Origin of the sequence: Burkholderia sp. BCC0044 (assembly GCF_902832955.1) — a bacterium.
Lineage (GTDB): Bacteria > Pseudomonadota > Gammaproteobacteria > Burkholderiales > Burkholderiaceae > Burkholderia.
The window spans coordinates 452,318-471,626 of the sequence record NZ_CADFDO010000004.1 but is presented as its reverse complement, the minus strand read 5'-3'; the positions used below and the strand labels follow the sequence as shown (position 1 = coordinate 471,626).

Annotated in this window: 9 protein-coding genes; 6 read left to right on the top strand and 3 right to left on the bottom strand. The window is 68.4% G+C overall.

Annotated features, from left to right (window positions below):
• The first annotated feature begins 9 nt into the window (after positions 1-9).
• The gene (locus HWX14_RS24785) at positions 10-8,613 is read left to right on the top strand and encodes an RHS repeat-associated core domain-containing protein (protein WP_175884995.1); all 8,604 of its coding nucleotides are present in this window, start codon (positions 10-12) and stop codon (positions 8,611-8,613) included.
• Between the two features lie 96 nt (positions 8,614-8,709).
• Positions 8,710-9,249, top strand: coding sequence for a toxin (locus HWX14_RS24780; RefSeq protein WP_175884994.1), 540 nt, complete (start codon positions 8,710-8,712; stop codon positions 9,247-9,249).
• A gap of 27 nt (positions 9,250-9,276) precedes the next feature.
• Here the strand turns inward: HWX14_RS24780 and HWX14_RS24775 are convergent, their stop codons facing one another.
• Complete coding sequence (locus HWX14_RS24775; RefSeq protein ID WP_175884993.1) at positions 9,277-9,684, bottom strand: VOC family protein; 408 nt, start codon at positions 9,682-9,684, stop codon at positions 9,277-9,279.
• Between the two features lie 149 nt (positions 9,685-9,833).
• On the opposite strand from HWX14_RS24775, the gene HWX14_RS24770 reads away from it, so the two are divergent.
• Entirely contained in the window at positions 9,834-10,040 is a 207-nt protein-coding gene (locus tag HWX14_RS24770; protein WP_175884660.1) for a hypothetical protein, read from the top strand.
• Here HWX14_RS24770 and HWX14_RS24765 read toward each other — a convergent pair.
• The gene (locus HWX14_RS24765; RefSeq protein ID WP_175884992.1) at positions 10,031-13,624 is read right to left on the bottom strand and encodes a YadA-like family protein; all 3,594 of its coding nucleotides are present in this window, start codon (positions 13,622-13,624) and stop codon (positions 10,031-10,033) included. The two genes, HWX14_RS24770 and HWX14_RS24765, sit on opposite strands and share 10 nt — an antisense overlap.
• Before the next feature lie 1,118 nt (positions 13,625-14,742).
• Between HWX14_RS24765 and HWX14_RS24760 the strand changes: the two genes are divergently transcribed.
• On the top strand, positions 14,743-15,558 hold the full coding sequence (locus HWX14_RS24760; RefSeq protein WP_175884991.1) for a response regulator: 816 nt from the start codon (positions 14,743-14,745) through the stop codon (positions 15,556-15,558).
• Positions 15,559-15,574: 16 nt separating this feature from the next.
• Here the strand turns inward: HWX14_RS24760 and HWX14_RS24755 are convergent, their stop codons facing one another.
• The gene (locus HWX14_RS24755; RefSeq protein ID WP_175884990.1) at positions 15,575-17,749 is read right to left on the bottom strand and encodes a TonB-dependent siderophore receptor; all 2,175 of its coding nucleotides are present in this window, start codon (positions 17,747-17,749) and stop codon (positions 15,575-15,577) included.
• Positions 17,750-18,026: 277 nt separating this feature from the next.
• Here HWX14_RS24755 and HWX14_RS24750 point away from each other — a divergent pair, with 277 nt between their 5' ends.
• Both HWX14_RS24750 and HWX14_RS24745 read left to right on the top strand, forming a co-directional pair.
• Positions 18,027-18,938: a DUF72 domain-containing protein gene (locus HWX14_RS24750; protein WP_175885564.1), complete on the top strand. Its 912-nt coding sequence runs from the start codon at positions 18,027-18,029 to the stop codon at positions 18,936-18,938.
• Between the two features lie 175 nt (positions 18,939-19,113).
• A complete protein-coding gene (locus HWX14_RS24745; RefSeq protein ID WP_175884989.1) occupies positions 19,114-19,284 on the top strand; it encodes a hypothetical protein in 171 nt (56 codons plus the stop codon).
• The last annotated feature ends 25 nt before the right edge of the window (positions 19,285-19,309 follow it).

Genomic DNA, 19,309 nt, shown 5'->3' with positions numbered 1-19,309 from the left:
GGAGTCGCCATGTCCACCAGCGCCAGCCAGCAAGCCGACATCCCCGCCCTGGGCGTGCTCCAGTTCGATGCGGGCAGCTTCGGTTCCGCCGTGAACCTGTTCCGCGGCAATCTCGCCTTCCCGCTCAAGCTGCTGACGCTGCCCGCGCGTGGCGGGCTGGCGTTCGACCTGACCCTGCTGTACCAGAGCAACGTCGCCGACCAGGTCTCGCAATGGAACCTCACGAACCCGAGCGGCGCGCTCGGCGTGGGCTGGAGCATGCCGCTCGAACGCATCGTCGCGGAAACGCAGGGCACGGGCAGCCCGCTCGACGTCCAGTATTACCTGATGAGCCAGGGCCAGGCGATGCAACTCGTGCCGATCCCGACTGCGTGGGGCCGCGGCACGCTCGCCGCCGACGCGTTCGACGACGCCGCGAACGCGGCGCTGTTCGCGAGCGACCGCGTGCCGGCGCCGCTCGCGTCCGCGCTGGCGCGGCACGGCTGGCGCCCGTCGGGCGACGCGCGTATCGCGCCCACCGGCCGCCACGACGAATGGCGCCTCGACGATGCGCCGTTGCGCCGCTCGCACCTGTTGCGCCGGCAACCGGACGGCACGATCGCCGTGACCGCCGACGGCCAGTCCTATGAAACGGCGCCCTACCAGTTCTGGCAGATCACGCACTACCCGGCGTGGGACAGCTGGGAAGTCGTCCGCCCGGACGGCACGGTCGCCACCTACGGCGGCGCGGATGCGGCGGCCGCCGCGCGCAACCTGATCCAGTGGGGCATCCGCTGGGGCAACTGGGTCGGCCCGAGCCGCCGCGCGGAAAACCAGCAGCGCTACGCGCTCGCGTGGAATCTCGCGCAGCTGCGCAATACGCTCGGGCACTGGATCGAATTTTCGTACAGCACGATCGAGCAGGCGGTCGGCGACGGCACGTCGACGTACACGCGCGAATGCCAGATCGCGAGCATGGAAAACGACCTCGGCTGGTCGTGCCGGTTCGCATGGCAGCCGATGACCTACGACATCCGCTCGCTCGACGCGCCGAAGGAATACCTGGCCGCGCACGGCGACCCGACCCGGGTGCCGGGCGATCAGCCGAACGCGTGGCAGGATCGTTACGAGACGCGCTATCTCGACCACGTCGACGTGATCGACGCCTCGGGCGCGCAGCAGACCCGTCTCGATTTCGACTGGTACGACCTGACCCTTCTCGCGCCGCGCGACCCCGCCAATCCGCTCGCCACCGGCGCCTGCTACAAACGCTACCTGAAGAGCGTGACGGACACCTTCAGCGGCGGCGCGGCCCGTCCCGGCATCGCGTTCGACTACAACTTCGATGCCGGCGGCTCGCCGAACCCGGGCGCGATGACGTCGATGACGCTGCCCACCGGCGGCGTGCTGCGCTACACGTACGCCGAGATCGACGTGGGCGCGGACGGGAACGTCGATCCGGGCTCGCGCAATCTCACCGTCGACAATCCGTTCGGCGCCAGCCGGCCGGGCGCGCCGCGTATCTGGTACGGCGGCGACTACGTGGTCGTGGCCTGGTACGAGGCCAGCGAGAACGCACTGCTGGTGAACGTGTACACGTGGCTGGGCCGCTGGATTCCGGCCTGGACCAACTGGCAGCGCTTCGACGGCGCGCTCGATCTCGATCGCACGGTGGCCACGACCAACGCCGACAGCTTCGTGCTGCTGCTGGCCAGCCTCGACGACACGCAATCGACGCTCTATCTCGCGTCGCGCCGCCCGGTCGCGAACGCGGACTGGGATTTCGCGGGCGCCGCCGGCTCGCCCACGCCATACCGCTACGGCAGCACCCAGTTGCGGATCGCCAACGGCGCCGACTTCTTCGTCGTGATCGACGACGACGATCGCCGCGTCGACCGCTACGCGCTGAACTGGCAGACGCGCGGCTGGGACGTCGCGCCCGCGCTCGCGAGCGGCACGTGCTGCCCGTCCGGCAGCGTCAATACGCAATCGTACGTGGCGGCGGCCACGAACCACTACCTGGTGTTCTGCTACGACGAGGACACCGCGCGCGGCCGCTTCAGCCTGATGGTCCGCGATGCGGCGACGCTCGCGTGGCGGCTCGGCAGCACGCTGGATACCGACGCGATCACGATTCCGGCGGTCGGCGCCACGTCGTATTTCCAGCTGTCGATGGGCCAGGGCTTCGCGGCGGCCGCGTGGATCGACCGCTATGCGTCGTCGGGCGGCGTGGTGAAGGCTTTCGACTACCGCCTGGCGGTGCCCACCTGGGACGACGACTACGGCAATCTCGCGTTGCGTCCGCTGCCCGACGTCTTCGGCGGCGCGGGCTTCACGAACCTGTCGCCCGCGTTCATGCAGACGCTCGGCCCCGTGATCACCGGCAACAGCCTGATCGGCTCGGGCCCGAACGTGCTGGTGTTCGACGGCGTGAGCTGGTCCTACCACTTCGCGGGGATCCAGTACCCGCCCGGCAGCGACGCGAACCGCCAGTTCTACTGGTACGCGTGGGACCAACTCGGCGTGCTGAAGACGGAGAACACGACATCGGCGCTCTACTCCGCGCTCGACAGTTTCGATCCCGACGCCGACACGCCCTGGGTCACCCAGGTGCTGCAGGACGAGGATCCGGCGCCCGCGGATCGTGAGACCCAGGGCTTCCCGACGCTGGCCGGCGCATTCCTGTCGCAGGACCGCGACCTCTACGGCCGTTCGGTGTGGCCCGCGTGGAACCCGCTCGCCGGCTTCCGGCTGGGCGAGATCACCGTCGATCGCTTCGACAGCACGACCGTCATCAACCAGGCGCCGGACTTCCTCGCGTTCATGACGCTCGACGCCGACGGCGCGCCGCTCGACACGCAGGTGCGCTTCTTCTGCAACGGCGGGCTGCTGCGCGACGCGCAAGGCGAGCCGGTGGTCGAGCATTTCCCCGGTCAGCAGATGTTCCGACTGCTCAACAGCACGCTGCACTACGAGACGGCCATTTCGGGCAAGCTGCCGGCGATTCCGTCGGGTTTCGTGACCTTCCCGTCGGGCAACGAGATCGACGCGTCGACCCACATCACGCTGCACCGCTATGCGAATCACTCGCTGCATGCGCCGCTGGCGGCCTTCGTCGTGACCGCGCTCGCGATGGACAGCGGCTACGACACGATGCTGCGCTGCTACGCGTATGCGGACGTGTCGGCCAACACCGATCCGTCGGGCAGCATCGTGCAATTCTCGACGGTGTCCGAATACCAGGCGTGCGAGACGCCGCAGGCGCAGCGCTACGGCTGGACCACGAGCCATTTCTACAACGGTCTGCCCGCGCGTACGCTGCAGCTCCCGGACGATGCCCGCATCCGCGCCGGCGTACGCGGGTTGGCCGCGCCCGTCGACGACGCGTATTCGCTGGCGGCCGGCCTGCTGGCGTCGACCTCGGTGTACGACCGCGACGGCACGCTGCTGTCGTCCACCACCAGCGACTGGACCTACACCGACCAGGTCGCGAGCGACGCGAACGGCACCGTGCTGCGCAATCTCTACGACGCCGTGCCGCAGATCGCGACGTCGATCGAAAGCCTGCAGGGCGTCGCGCGCACCATGGCCTATGCGTACAACGCGGCCTCGGGCTATCCGGCCACGGTGCAGACCGCCTACTACGACAGCCGGGGCGAGCTCAACGTCACGCAGCGCACGTCGCTGTTCGGTTTCGAGGTCTACCCGGCGATGTGGAGCGCGCACATCCTCGCGCCGGTGGCGAGTGCATCGACGCGGGTGCAGGCGGACGGCGGCTGGCAGTTGCAGGCCGCGAAGGCGCAGACCTTCCGCGACTGGGCGCACGACGACGGCACCTCGTATCTCGCGGAAGCCGACAGCTGGGTCGCGGTCGACGAGAACGCGCCGCCGTTCGCCGCGTGGAACGGCGGTCAGCCCGGCGCGGGCTGGCTGCTGGAGGAGCGTATCGACACGCGCGACGGCGAGGGCAACGTGCTGCTCTCGCACGACGTCGCCGGCCGGCCGATGGCTTCGCTGTTCGACGACGCGGGGCGCTTTCGCATCGCGGGCTTCGTCAATTCGGCGGGCGGCAATGCGTACGACAGTTTCGAGGATTACCAGCGGCCGACCTGGAGCCTGCCGGCCGGCGCCGCCGTCTATCGCGACGACGCGGCCAGCGGCACCGCATGCCTGCAGATCACCGCGTCGGCGACGCTCACGCGCGCCGTGACGTTGACCGACGGCCGCGCGCGGCAGTTGTTCGGCCTCTGGTTCAAGAGCCCGCCCGGCGCGACCGCGAGCGACTTCACCGTGACGTTGACGCTCACCGCGCCGGGCGGCGCGCAGTTGAGCCGGCGCCTCGCACCCACCGCCGGCCAGTGGCAACCGCAGCAATGGACCGTCGATCCGTCGTCGCTCGGCCTCGGCGCGAACGCCACCGTCACGCTCGGCATTCAGGCCGAACTGCCGACGGGCGGCGCCGCGTGGCTGCGGCTCGACGACGTGTTCTTCACGCCGCTCGACTGCCAGTTCCAGTCGATCGCCTACGACGGCGCACGGCTGCGCACGCTCGGCACCACCGCGCCGAACGGCGTGCGCTCGCGCACGCTCTACAACCCGTTCGCCGAGCCGTCCGTGACGGTCGGCCCCTGGGACAATCCGAGCCTGATCAGCATGACGTGGTTCGCCGCGCAGGACACGACGATCGGCCCGGCCGCGCCGTTTCCGCGCGCCACGCCGAACGCGGCGATCAACGTCAACGGCCAGGGGAGCGGCGTGTACGACGGCTTCGGCAACGGCGCGCTGGCGTTCTACACGGCCGCGTCCGGCAATGCGGCCGACTGGAGCGCGGGCGGCGGGCTGCTCAGCTATCACGGCAATGCGGCCGGGCCGCTCGGCGCGCGGCTCGAACGCACCGGTTTCGCGGCGACGAGCATCGCCGCGCGCGTGCTGGTCGACCGCGCCAGCCTCGGCGACGGGGTGCTCGGCACCGGCACCTGGTTCGTCGGCTTCAGCCAGGCGCAGGGCTGGCGTCTGTGGCGGCTCGACGGCGCGAACCCCGTGCTGCTGCAATCCGACAGCGTCGCGCCGGCCGCCCGGGAATGGCTGCTGGTGGCCGTGACGGGCCGCGTGCTGTTCTTCGCCGACGGGCTCAAGGTGTTCGAATATGCGGACGCCGCGATCGCCGCCCCGTTCGGCCTCCAGCTCGGCATGACGGCGCCCGGCAGCTTCTCGGCGCTGGCCGTTGCCGAGGACGTCGGCCTGAGCGTCGAGTATCGGGATGGCCTCGCGCGCAGCCTGCAGACGCTCAAGCTCGAATCGGCCGATAGCGCGGTGCTCGACACCGGCGTGTACGACGATCGCGGCAACACCGCGATCCGGGCGCTCACGAGCCGCGTCACGGTGTCCGGCGCACAGGCGTTGTTCGTCTACCAGGACGGGCTGGTGACCAACGGCGGCGCCGACGGCAGCCTCTGGCAAGGCGCGCCGCTCGAGGGCCCGCTGGCCGCCTGGCATCCCGATGCCGGCGGCTATCCGTTCGCGCGCACCGTCTACGAAAACGCCCCGCTCGGCCGGCCGGTGGCGTTCGGTCAGCCCGGCTACGACTATGCGATCCGGCCCGGCAGCACGCATTACGCGACGCGCGGCTACGGCGTCAACGCCGACGCGGGGCGCTTCGCCTATCCGTTGCCGCTCGGCGAGTATCACCTGACGACGGACGTCGATCCCAACGGCGCGGTCACGCAAAGCTGGTCGGACACGGCCGAGCACCTGATCGGCCGCGTCGTGCAGAACGCGATCGACGACGACAGCCTCGACTGGCGCATGAGCCAGATATACGACGCGCAGGGCCGCACGATCGCGTCGGTGCCGCCCGCGTCGTACGCGGCAGGCGGCGCCGGCACGAAAGCCGTACCGGCCGGCAGCAGCACCGCCGAATACGACTTCGCCGGGCATCGGCTCAGCTCGACCGATCCCGACAGCGGCACCACGCAGATCGTCTACAGCAGCGCCGGGCTGATGCGCTTCCTCGCCGACGGCAATGCATTGAACGGCGGCTACATCGCCTATCGGAAATACGACACGCTGAGCCGCGTGATCGAGGAAGGCACCTGTGCGGTCGCGTGGGATCGCGCACTGCTTCAGCAGCATGCCGACGACCCCGACTGGCCGCCGTCGTCACCCACCTGGAGCGTGCGCCGCCACTACGACGGCGACGGGTCGGATGCGACCCAGGACGACCATCTCGCCGGCCGGCTGTGGAAGGTGGAAGTCAACCCGGGCGATGCCGGGCAGGCCGGCTTGACCGAGACGGTCGCGTACGACCGGGCCGGGCGCGTGCTCGCGCGGCGCCGGCAATTCGCCGGGATGCCCACGGGCGACTGCGTCATCGCGAATACGTGGTCGGCCGGCGGCAACCTGCTGTCGAGCACCGATTCGGCCACGGGGCTCGTCAGCCTGCGCCGTTACGATGCGCTCGGCCGCGTGCTCGAGGTCGCGGCCGACACCGGCGGCACGACGACGGTGCTGATCGCGCACGAGTACGAGCCGAACGGCAAGCCGGCGCTCACCCGCCTGCTGCCCGACGGCAAGGGCGCGTCGATGCTGTCCCGGCGCTTCGCGTACACGCCGCCTGGCTGGCCCACCGTCAGCGATGCCGGGGGCGTGCTCAGGGAAACGCTCGCCTACGACACCGGCGCCTGTGAGGGCGGCGGCTATTACAACGGCGAAATCGCACGACAGACCGTCACGTCGGACGTGCCCGGCGGGTCGGTCGGGCCGGCCTGCACCACCATGGATTCGCTCGGCCAGCTGACGGCGTTCGGCGCCGGCGCCGACGCGCAACGCTGGGAGATCGACCTGAACGGCAACTTCGAGCGGCACACGCGCGGCGCCGATTCGGCCGGCTACACATATGCGGCCGGCACCAACCGCCTGACCGGCTACACGGCCGCGCAGGACACCACCACGTTCGCGTACGACCATGCGGGCGGGATCGTCGGCGCGAGCGACGGCGCAGGTGCGACGCGCTGGCAGATCGGCTATGACGCCGGCACCGGGCGGCCCGTCAGCTACGCCGGCCCCGGTGCGTCGCTGTCGATCCTGCGCGACGCGGACGGCAATCGCGCGGCGCTTACCCGGACCAGCGGCGGCGCGACCACGCAGCGCTTCCAGACGTCGATGCCCGACGGCGAACTCATGATCGACGCGGCAAACGGCGCGAGCGCGCCAACCCGCTTCATCGCCGCGCTCGACGTCCAGGTGGCGTGGCGCGAAGGGCGCTTCTACTTCGCGCTGCTCGACCATCTCGGCAGCGTGCGCGTGCTGCTCGACGCGAGCGGCGAGACCGTCGGCGCGTGGCAGTACGACGTGTACGGCCAGCCGACCGTGCTGGTGGCCGCGCCGTTCGCGTGGCCGCGACTGTTCACCGGCCACAACTACGACGCGGATTCCGGCTTCTACGACTGCAACGCGCGCTTCTACCACCCCGGATACGGCCGTTACCTCAGCGTCGATCCGATGCTGGAAACGCCGTCGCCGTACGTCTACGTCGGCAACAACCCGCTCGTCTTCACCGATCCGAGCGGCATGAACGTGTGGGGCATCATCGTCGGCGCGCTGGTCACGCTGGCGGTGGGCGTGGCCGGCGTGCTGCTGCTCGGCACCGGCATCGGCGCGGCGATCCTGGTGGGCGTCGTGGCCGGCGCGGTCGGGTCGATGGCCGGCGACCTCACGAGCATGGCCACCGGCGACCAGATCAGCTGGAAACAGTTCGGCATCGACGCGCTGGCCGGTGCGGCGGCCGGCGCGGCCGGCGCGCTCGCGGGCGGCGGCGCCGGCGCATTGACCGCACGCGCGGCGCTCGGCCTGAGCGCGGGCAAGGTGGCCACCACGCTGTCGGTGTCGCTCGTCTCCGGCATCGCGGGCGGCGTGGCCGGCGGCGCGGCCGGGGCCGGCGTGACGGCAGGCATGACCGGGCAGCCGTTCTTCAGCCGCGCGACCGCGCTGAACATCGCGATCGGCGCGGTGGCGGGCGGCGGCGCCGGGCTGATGGCGGCGGGCGCGCACCTCACCTTCTTCACCGGCAAGGCGTCGCTCGGCGTCAACCCGACGCCGCTGGAGAACGCCGGCGAAATCCCGAACTATCCGCCGCCGAACGCGGCCGGCTTGCCGAGCGAACCCGGCCAGAGCGGCCTGGTCGGCAAGGTGCGGATCCTGATGCCGAACGATCCGGTCACGACCAGCGTGAAAGCCAGGTGGGATGCGTTCACCACCGATCTGCAGCGCCAGCAGTTCGCGCAGAATCTCACGCGGGTCGGCACGCTCGACGTCGACGTCGTCGCGACGCATGGCATTTCGCGCAGCGCGATGGTCGAGTGGACGGGCAACAACGGCGTGCCGATCAACCGGCCGATCTCCGCGTCCACGCTGGCGCGGTTCCTGCGCGCACAGGGCTATGGCGCGGCCGATACGAACTTTCCCGCCGCGTCGGGCCGGCCGATCAAGCTCGTCACCTGCTTCGCCGGGATGGCGGGCCGCTTCAGTTTCGCGCAGGCGCTGGCCAACGAGCTGCAGGTCGACGTGTACGCGCACTGGTGGGTCGTCTATCCGACCAACAATGCGACGCCGTGGATTCGCTTTCAGCCGCGCTGACGGCGTCACGCATCGCGACAGGCGACGACGGCCGCGCGGCGGCCGTCGCACATCGGGCACAATACGCGGCTTCATCTTTTGCCCGTGGTCACACCCATGCGCGTCGTCGTCGTCGGAACAAGCGGAGCGGGGAAGTCCACCTTCGCCAGCGCGCTGGCAGCCGCCGCGGCCTGCCCGTACCTCGAACTCGATCGGCTCTACTGGGGGCCCGGCTGGACCGCCGTGCCGCCCGCGCAGTTCGAGCATGCGGTGCGGGCGGCGACGGCCGGCGACCGATGGGTCGCCGACGGCAACTACAGCGCCGTGCGCGACGTGCTGTGGTCGCGCGCCACGCACGTCGTCTGGCTCAACTTCGGGCGATGGACGGTGTTTTCCCGCGTGCTCCGGCGCACGCTCGGCCGCGGGCTCATGCGCACCGAGCTCTTTCACGGCAACCGGGAATCGCTGCGGATGGCGTTCTGCTCGCGAGACTCGGTGCTGCTGTGGTCGTACACGACGTTCGCGAAAAACCGCGTCAAGTTCGCCGCCTTGCGCGACGATCCGAAATACGCGCACCTGCAATGGACGGAGATCACCGCGCCGTCGCGTACCGGCGCGGTCATCGAGACCCTCGCCCGCGCCAGCAGCGGCGACTGAGCGCGGCGCGGCACGGACCGCCTTGCGTCAATCGTCGAAGGTGCCCTGATATTCCGGCGCCGCATCCGCACGCGTGTTCAGTTCGAACATCACGCCGCCCGGCGCGCGGCAAAAGAAGCGCGAGCCGCGCCCGTTGTTGAAGACCTCCGTCTCCATCGCGACGCCCTCTTCCTTGAAGCGCGCGAACAGCGTGTGCACGGCATCGAGGCTCGGCAGTTCGAAGCCGACGTGGAAGTTGGTCGGCCACGCGGGCACGCCGTCGCCGACGTGATCGATCACGACGTCGAAGCCCGGACGTTTGAGAATCCAGGATTGGTCCCAGCTTCCCGCGATCGTGAAGCCGAGATATCGCTCGAAGAATCGAGCGGTCGCCAGCGTGTCGGCGGAGGGGAAGCTCAGGTGGTTGAGCTTCATCGTGTTTGTCGTTTCGGTCATCGTCGCGCTCTCTGATGCGATGGTGGGGGAAGGCTCCATGCCGTGCCGCCCGAGGAGTTCAGAATACGAGCGCGGGCTCGCCTTCCACAACTCGCATTGGACGCTCCGCCGCAGGCGCGTGAAACCCTTGCCGGGCCGCCGGTTGCGGGATGGCGACGATCGCGGCGGATGGCGCCACTCGCATTCGCGACGGCATCGTCGATGCGCATTGCCCGATCGGCTGGCGACATCAAACGACGCAGGCCCGGGATGCGCGAACGAACCCCGGGCCTTCGATCGTCAGCGGATGCCGGGCTTTGCATGCGTCGCCCGGCACCGCGCGTCGCTCGACGCTACGCGACCTGCATCAGAACTGATAACCCGCGCCGACCACCGCGCCGAAGTCCGACCGCGTGTTGCCCGTCACCGATGCCTTGACGACCCAGCGGTTGCTCTCCGTCACGTACGAGTAGCCCGCCGCGAAGCCCTGCTGGCCGTGGTAGTTCGACGTCGCCGCCGACACCATCGAGCGGCCCGCGCCGGTCGGCTGCGGCAAGCCGGCCACCGCCATCGCCGACGCGACACCGCCGTACATGTCCTTCTTCAGGTCGTTGAACGAGTTGTACACCTGGCCGATGCGCTGGTCGGTATAGCCCTTCGCCTGCGTCGACGCCGTCGCGAGATTGTCGTTCAGCTGCTGCACGTTCACCGCGTCGGTCGGCGCCGTGCCGGCCGCGACGTTCGTGATCTGGCGCTCGCTGCCCTTCGCGCCGACCGAGAACGAGTTGTCGCGATCGGCGACGGAGCCCTGGCCGACCGCCACCGCGTTCTTGCCGGTCGCGGTCGCCGTCGAGCCGATCGCCCCCGCATCGGCACGCGCGATCCACGTGGTGTTCGCATCGGTCGCCGCCGCACGGATCTTGTCGTTGGTCGCGACATTCTGCAGCGCGCTGTTGAACTGGCCCATGTTGACCGCGTCGTTCGCGTTCACGCCGGCCGCGACACCGGTCAGCACGCGGTCGCCCGCCGTGCCCGAGAAGTTCACGCTGGTGCCGCCCGAGTCCTTGCCGACCGTGATCGCGCCGTTCGCGTCCTGCTGCTGCACGAGGCCGGCCTTGCCGTTCGCGATGTTGGTCACGCTCCCTTGCAGGTTCGAGATGTCGGTGGTGTTCTTCGACACCTGCTGGTTGGTCGCGTACAGCTGCGAGCCGTTCACCGCGTCGGTGCTGGTCGCGCCGAGCGTGCCGGCCTGTACGTTGGTGATGCGCGTGCCGCCCGCGCCGCCGAGCGTGATCGTGCTCTTCGAGCCGTCGTCGTACTGCACCGCGAGCGCGCCGAGCTGGTTCAGGTTCGACTGCACGTCCTTCAACTGCTTCACGTTCACCGCGTCGGTATCGTTGGTGCCGGCCGCGACGTTCTTCAGCACGACCGCCGACGTCGCGTCGCCGCCGACGAGCGACACCGAATTCAGCCGGTTGCCGTTCGTGTCGACGTCGTACTTGACGACGTTTTTGACGGCTTCGCCGGCCTGGTTCGACACGTTCGTGATCTGCTGTTCGAGCGCGGTCTTCACGCCCGACAACTGGCCGCCGTTCACCGCGTCCGTGCTGCCCGCGGCGACGTTGCCGTCGGCCACGTTCGTCAGCTTCGTCGGCGCACCGCCGCGCGCGGCGCTGAACGCGCCGAGCGTCGGGTCGAATTGCAGCGCATCCTGCTGCAGCCCGGCGATCGCGGCCGTGTTGTCCGCGATATTCGTTTCGGCATTGCTGATGCGCGTTTCGTGATTCGCGAGCGTCGCCGTGTTGCCACCGACGCGGCCGTCGAGGTTCGTCAATGCATCGCCGACGTTGTTGAATGCGCTGCCGCCGATCTTGTAGTTCGGTGCACTGATCGAGCCGTCCGGGTTCGCGGTCGCGCCGCCGCCGAGCGCGGCCGCGGCGCCGTCGGTCGCGAGACGCAGTTGCGCGCCGTTCACCGCATCGGTGCTGCCGGCCGCGACGTTGCCTGCCGCGACGTTGGTCACGCGCACCGGATTCCCGCCGTTGCCCGCGCCGAGCGATACCTGCTGCTTGCTCGCATCGTCGTATTTGACGGCGAGCGCATCGAGCTGGCTCGTACCGTCGTGAATCGCCGCGTTCAGCTGATCGACGTTGACGGCGTCCGTGCCGCTCTTGCCGGCCGCGACGTTGCTGATCAGCTGCGGGCCATGGCCGCCGTGGCTCGCATCGTAGGCGCCAAGGCTCGGGTTCCACTGCAGCGCGTCCTGCTGGAGCGCCGCGATGTTGCCGGTATTCGTCGTCACCTGGTTGCCGACGGTCGTGATCGACTGGTTGAGCGTGTCGGTCGCCTTGCCGAGCTGGCTCACGTTCACCGCGTCGTGCGCGGCCACGCCGTCCGCGACGTTGTGCAGGCCGACCGGCGCCGTCGCACCCTTGCCGCCGAGCGTGACGCCGCCGTGCGCATCGTCGTCGTACTGCACCGCGTTCTTCGTCGCGTTGCCGATCTGGCTCGTGATCGACGTGCTCAGGTTGCCGAGCGTCGTGCTGAGGTTGTTCGTCACGCTCGTGCTCAGCGACGCGAGGCCGCCGTTCAACTGGCCGACGTTCACGGCATCGTGCGCGTCCTTGCCGTCCGCGACGTTGCGCAGCGTCGTGCCGTTCGGGCCGGCGAACGTCACCGAGTCGAAGCCGCTCGCGCCGTCGTACTTGACGTTGCGCGTATCGGCCGCCTGCAGGTTGCCGATGTTCGATGCCGCCGTGCTCAGCGATCCGTCGATGCCGGTCACGCTGTTCTGCAGGTTCGTGATGTTCGAAGCCGCCGTCGAAATGGACGTCTGCAGCGGCGCGACGCTGCCCTTCAACTGGCCGACGTTCACCGCGTCGGTATCGGCGACGCCGGCCGCCACGCCGCCGATCGTCGTGCCGGTCGCGCCGTCGAGCGCGATCGCCGCATGCGAGTTGTCGGTGTATTTGACGACGTTCTGCGTCGCCGTGACGATGCTCGTGCTCAAGCTGTTGCCGACGCTGGTCACGCGCTGGTCGACGTTCGAGATCGTGGTCGACAGCGAATTGCCGACCGACGTCACGCGTGCGTCGACATTGCCGATGCCCGTGCTCAGCGTGCTGTTCACGTTCTTCAACTGCTGGACGTTGACGGCGTCCGTATCGGCCGCGCCGGCCGCGACGTTCTTGAGCTGGCGTTCGCTGCCGAGCGCGCCGAACGATACCGCACCGCCGACCGGCGCGGCCGTGCCGCCGAACACCGGCGTGCCGCCGTTGTTCGCGCCCACGCTGCCCGAGCCGATCGCCACCTGGTTGTTGTCGCTCGTCTGCGCGCCCGCGCCGATCGCCACCGACTGCGTGCCGGCGGCGCGCGTTTGCGTGGCCGCGTCGTACGATGCGCCCGCCGAGACGCCGTCGCTCGACGTCGGGTTCGCGCCGCCGATCGCGACCGAGCGGTCGCCGCTGGCGAGCGCCGAGTGGCCGAGCGCGATCGAACTGGTGCCGTGCGCATCCGCGACGTTGCCGAGCGCCATCGAGAAATCGCCGACCGCCGCCGACTGGCGGCCGATCGCCAGCGCCGTATTGCCCTGCGCGACCGCCACCGTGCCGATCGCGGTGGCCGAGTTCGCCAGCGCCTGCGAGCCGACCCCGATCGCAATCGCGCCGCCGCTGCTGGTGCCGCCCTTGCTGCTCGCATTCGACTGGTCGCCGATCGCGATGCCGCTGGTGCCGGCCTTCGCATTGGTGCCCTGCGTCACGTTCGCGGTGCTGACCGCCACGAACGTGCCGCTCTTCGTCGTCACGCACAGCGGGTTGGTGCCGTCGATGCACTGGCCGTTCAGCGCGTTGTCCGGGTTGCCTCGATCGACGAAATTGTCCGCGTGGGCGGCGCCGGCGATCAGCACACCCGCGCCCGTGAACATCGCGGCGGCGAGCGCCGAAATCTGCTTCCTCTTCATGGTCTTCTGCTCCGTTGTGTAGCGTCTGGTTTGAATATCGGACTACTTACTTTTATCGACAGCTTCGACTTCGATTGCGACTTCGTTTCAGCAGCGGATTCCGCTGCCGGCCATGTCGGGACGACGCATCGAGCACCCGTTTCGGCAGGGCGTTCGAAAGCCCCGGGCATGTCGTCGTCCTGACGTCCCGTTCCGTTAATTCGACAACTGCATTAGGAATACATATTGATTCTTATGGACGAGCTTTTCCCCGACTGAATCCGGAGATTCAACCCGTCGTCATGGCCATCCCCGATTTGTCGTCGCGCCGACCGCGACCCATCCCGCTTCTTTTATTTTCATCCCCGGCAACCGGGTTTCATTTCCGTGCAGCGAACATGTGCGTGGACAGGCATCAATTGATGCGCCGGCCCAGGGTCAGGCAACGTCCGTCACTGCTTGCGGTGCTTCCGCTGCCCTGCTTCACCGTTACTCAAAGTTCGGACGAATTATGAGACACGGTCCCGAATTATTAAAGGCGGCATTCTTTATAGATTGTAAAATTCATAATATTCAAATACTTATTGAAAATACATCGACTCCGCAAACGATTTCGCTCAAACACTATTAACCCAGATCTTTTATCGAGCGGATAAATACTTTGCCAAAGCGGATTCGAATAATATTTTTCCCGATAAAGACAATCACGAAAGCGGCCGGCCGCACGCTTTCGCACTCGATATAAGCGTAAACCACGAGTATTGGCGCACATCAACGCTTCACCTTCCTGTCGAAAACCGCCATTTTCGATAATCACGAAGTTGAAATAGCGAGAATGGCGCCGTCACGTCTGGCCTGATTCGACATATGCTCCTACAATTCCGCTCGCATCGATTCCGGCTGTCGCGATCCATCTCCACGCAAGTACGGCAATCCCTCATGTCTCCACGGCTCGGCGATCAGAACAACGAACGGCCACCGTACGATGTGCCGAGCGGTTGCCTGCCGCCCTGCCCTGAATCGATGCGAGCGTGCGATGCGACGGATGCATCGCCACGGAGCGGCTTCCGGCGTTTCCACCGCAGCGGGCAGGCCACCCGCGGAAACGCAGCCCACCGCCTTTTCACAACAGGTGCACGATGCCTTCATCGATCTCCGCATTGAGCGACGCGCATATCCTGATCGTCGACGATCAACCCGAGCAGCTCCGTTTGCTGACCGACATCCTGCGCAGCACGGGATGCCGGATCAGCATCGCGTTCGACGGCGCGCAAGCGTGCCAGCGCGCGCAGGCGCTGATGCCCGACCTGATCCTGATGGACGTGCGCATGCCGAACATGGACGGCTTCACCGCGTGCCGCCTGCTGGCCGCCGATCCGCTGACGTGCGCGATCCCCGTCATCTTCCTGACCGTGGCCGGCGCATTGCACGAACGGCTCGAGGGGCTTGAGATCGGCGGCGTCGACTATGTGGTGAAGCCGTTCGAGCCGGCGGAGGTGATCGCGCGAATTCGCGTGCAGCTGTCGCGGACGAAGCGCGACCGGCCCGCCGAAGCGGCGCCGGCGGAAAACCCGTTCGCGGGCGGCAAGGACTACGACATCATCGTGCGCGCGGCGATTCGTCACCTGTCGCGCACGCTGAACGATCCGCCGACGGTGGAGGAACTGGCGCGCGCGGTCGGCACGCACGAAAAGCGCTTGTCGCGCGCGTTTCGCGACAATCTCGGCCAGACGGTGTTCGAATATCTGCGCTACGAGCGGCTGCGGATCGCACAGGATCTGCTGGACTCCACGTCGCTCAGCATCGCCAGCATTGCGAAGGAAATCGGTTTTTCCACGCCGGCCAATTTCGCCACGGCCTTCCGCGAACGTTTCGGCATCACGCCGACCGAATGGCGGCGCCTGGGCCATGCAGGCGCGCGCACCGCTATCCGCGAGCCACAACGAGACGCGTAGGCCGGACGCGGCGCGCTCACCAGTTGTATTTCGCGCTGGCCAATACGGTCCGCTCGTTGCCGAACACGCACACCGCGTACGACTGGCAGCCGCTTACATAGCGCCGGTCGAACAGGTTCGCGACGTTCACCGCGAAATGCCAGCGCGGCAGTTCGTAGTGGATCGCGAGGTCGTAAAGCGTCGCGCTCGGCACCGTCAGCGAATTGTCCGGCGCACCGGCCGACGCGCTCTGGTAGCGCACGCCGCCGCCGACGCCGAGGCCCGCCAGCGCGCCCGTGCGCCAGGTCCAGTCGGCCCACATCGACGCCATCTGCCGCGGCAGCGGCACGGACACCGGCCAGTGGTTCAGCGACACGTCGTTCGCCTGCACGTTCTTGACGTCCTGATACGCATACGACGCGACGATCGACAGCTCGCGCGTCACCTTGCCGACCGCGCTCAGTTCGATGCCGCGCGAGCGCACCTTGCCGGTCTGCACCGACGTCGTGCCGGTCGGGTCGAGATTGATCGGCGTCGGCGTCACGACGTTGGTCTGGTCGATCTGATACACGGCCGCGTTCAGCATCAGGTTCCGGCCGGGCGGCTCCCAGCGCAGCCCGGCTTCCGTCTGCGCGCCGCGCGTCGGTTTCGGCAGGCCGCCGCCGAACATCCGCACGCCGATGACCGGATCGAACGACGTCGAATAGCTGACGTACGGCGACCAGCCGGCGTCGCCGCGATAGGTGAGCCCGACCCGCCCGGAGAACGCACTGACGTCCTGCTGCGCGTGCGTGCCGGCGGTGCGGTCGTCGAACCGCGCATTCACGACGTCCTCGCGGCCGCCGAGCGTCAGCGTCCAGCGCTGCCAGCGGATCTGGTCCTGCGCGTACACGCCGACCGTGTTCATCGCGGTGTACTGGTCGACGTGGCCGAGCGACGTCGGGCCGGAGAAGATCGCGGCCGTCACGGGCCGATAAACCGGGTGGTACAGGTTGAGCGACGGCGCGAGCGCGAGCCATACGCTGTTGGTCGTCGTCTGCCGGTCGAACTGCACGCCGAACAGCAGCGTGTGTTCGAGCGGCCCCGTGCCGAAGCGCGCCTGCGCGTGATTGTCGATGTCGAGCCGGCTGTAGTTGAGCTGGAACAGCCCCGCGAAACGCATCATGTTCGTCGTGCTGCGGGGCACGAGGCCGTTGCCGAACACCGTCGCATCGTCGAGCGACAGATGCGACCAGCGCACGTCCTGGTGCAGCGTCCAGATCGCGTTCACGCGGTGTTCCAGCGCGTAGCCGAGCGACCATTGCTTCTTGCGGTAGTCGTTGAACGACGGGTCGCCCATGTAGAGGTCCTGCGACAGGCGGCCGTTCGGGTTCGGCAGCACCGTGCCCGACGCGGGCAGGAAGTTCGACGAGATGTCGCCGCTGTCCTGCAGGAACGTCGCGGAAACCGTCAGCGACGTGTCGGCGTTCGGCCGCCACCGGAACGACGGCGCGAGCGCGACGCGGCGGTCGCCGTTCGGGCCGGTCACCGCGTTGCCGTCGCGCGCGACGCCGACGAAGCGGTACGCAGTCCTGCCATCCGGATCGAGCCTGTCGCCGACGTCGAGCATGGTCTGCTTGCGCGCGTCGTTGCCGATCTGCACGCCGGCTTCGCGCACGCGCTCGCCGTCGGCGAGCTTCGTGTGCGCGTCGACGATCGCGCCCGGCTCGCCCGCGCCGTACAGCACCGACGTCGGCCCGCGCAGCACCGCGATCGAGTCGATCGTGTACGGATCGACGCGCCAGTTCGCGATCACGGCGGTGTTCGGCGCCGGCAGGCCGTCGACGTACAGCGTCGGCGTGAAGCCGCGCAGCGCCGCATACCAGTCGGTGCGGCTGTCGGCGCCGAACGTCGCGAACCCCGGCACGTAGCGCAACGCCTGGTTCAGGTCGGCCGCGCCGGTCATGTCGATCTGTTGCGCGGTCACGAGGTTGATCGTTTGCGGAATCTCGTCGATCGGCGTGTCGGTCTTGGTGCCGGTGGCGGTGCGCCGTCCGACGAGCCCGACGGGCGAAGCATCGGCCGGCCCTCGCACGTCGATGGCGGGCAGCACGGCCACCGCCGCGCCCGGCGCCGATGCCTGCGCGTGCGCACCGCCCGCGGCGGCCACGCACCATGCCCCGCCGGCCGCGATTGCCCTCGCGCGCCGCCCCGTCCCTGTCTCCATCCACATCGTTTCGATACTCCGTCGTGCTGGGTTGGCCCGTTCGGCCGGATCGACGGACCGCGCGTCGGCGGGTCCGTCCGGTGGTGTCGTGATTGCCGTGCCGGCGAAGGCGGTGATGCGTGGATCGTCGGGATGCACCGGCCGATCGCGCCGTTCGCGAGCGCAGCGATCATACCGGCCGAACGTGGCGCAGTCTTTAAAAAATCAAATCGGCGACGGCGGCGGCACGCGGATTGCTCGTCGCCCGAACCGCATCAGGAACCCGGCGCAGCCGGGCATCGACGTGACACGCACATCCGGCAGGATTCACATCGGCATTTCAGGCTGGCGCTACCCCGGCTGGCGGGGGACGTTCTACCCGCCCGACCTGAAGCAGGCCAGCGAGCTGCGGTATGCATCGGGCCGCATGCAGACGATCGAAATCAACGGCACGCACTACAGCTTGCAAGCACCTGACAGCTGGCGGCGCTGGTATGCCGACACGCCGCCCGGGTTCGTGTTCAGCGTGAAAGGCTCGCGCTACCTGACGCACATGCTGCGCTTTCGCGGCGAAACGGCCACGACCGCGTGCGCGAATTTTTTCGCGCAGGGGCTGTTCGCGCTGAAGGACAAGCTCGGGCCGCTGCTGTGGCAATTCCCGCCGTCGCTGCGTTTCGATCCGGCGCACATGGAGCGCTTCCTGAGCCTGCTGCCGCCCGACACGGAAGCCGCGCTCGCGCTCGCCCGCCGGCACGATGCGCGCGTGCGTGAGCCGTATCTGCAGATCGACCGCAAGCGCGCGTTGCGTCACGCGGTGGAAGTGCGGCACGACAGTTTCGTGGATCCGGCGTTCGTGAAGCTGCTGCGCCGCCACAAGGTCGCGCTCGTCGTGTCGGATTCGACCGAGGCGTGGCCGCAGTTCGAGGATCTGAGCGCGCGGTTCGTCTACATGCGGCTGCACGGCACCGAAACGAAGTACTCGGGCGAATACGCCGATGCGGCGCTCGAACGATGGGCGCGCAGAATCGAAGCGTGGAGCCGCGGCGCGCAGCCCGACGATGCGCGTCTCGCCGCGCCGGCGCTGCAACCGACGCATGCGCAGACGCGCGACGTGTATTGCTATTTCGACAACGACACGAAAACCCAGGCGCCGTTCGATGCCGGGCGGCTGATGGCGCGGCTCGGGCTGCATCCGCACGATGCGGCAACCGAATGAAGCACTCGACAAGCTGCGACCCTCGGGAATGCGATCCGGCACCGCAAGGCCAGGCCCGGAATATGCTCCTGCACTCCGCGGATAACGCCCCCTTCATCGCGCTTACTGCGCGCCCGGTAAATTCTGCATAACCGACAACCGGCGCCATGGGCCAATACTGCAAGGAGAACAAGCGATGACCCTGCTTATCTACCTGGTCGGATGGATCATTTTCATCGGCGGCGTCGCCTGGGGTTTGATGACGCTGCACGTCGCGCAGTACATCATCGAGATCGTGGCCGTCATCCTGTTCGGCATCGCGGTCATCACCGGCGCGACGCGCGCGCGGAATCGCGACCGGTCGTAGCGCGGCGCGCAGGCCGCGCTCGCGC

Excerpts from the sequence above, each read along its gene's own strand:
- HWX14_RS24770 (WP_175884660.1), top strand. The coding sequence starts at position 9,834 with ATGGCGACGATCGCGGCGGATGGCGCCACTCGCATTCGCGACGGCATC.
- HWX14_RS24775 (WP_175884993.1), bottom strand. The coding sequence starts at position 9,684 with ATGACCGAAACGACAAACACGATGAAGCTCAACCACCTGAGCTTCCCC.
- HWX14_RS24785 (WP_175884995.1), top strand. The coding sequence starts at position 10 with ATGTCCACCAGCGCCAGCCAGCAAGCCGACATCCCCGCCCTGGGCGTG.
- HWX14_RS24760 (WP_175884991.1), top strand. The coding sequence starts at position 14,743 with ATGCCTTCATCGATCTCCGCATTGAGCGACGCGCATATCCTGATCGTC.
- HWX14_RS24755 (WP_175884990.1), bottom strand. The coding sequence starts at position 17,749 with ATGTGGATGGAGACAGGGACGGGGCGGCGCGCGAGGGCAATCGCGGCC.
- HWX14_RS24745 (WP_175884989.1), top strand. The coding sequence starts at position 19,114 with ATGACCCTGCTTATCTACCTGGTCGGATGGATCATTTTCATCGGCGGC.
- HWX14_RS24765 (WP_175884992.1), bottom strand. The coding sequence starts at position 13,624 with ATGAAGAGGAAGCAGATTTCGGCGCTCGCCGCCGCGATGTTCACGGGC.
- HWX14_RS24780 (WP_175884994.1), top strand. The coding sequence starts at position 8,710 with ATGCGCGTCGTCGTCGTCGGAACAAGCGGAGCGGGGAAGTCCACCTTC.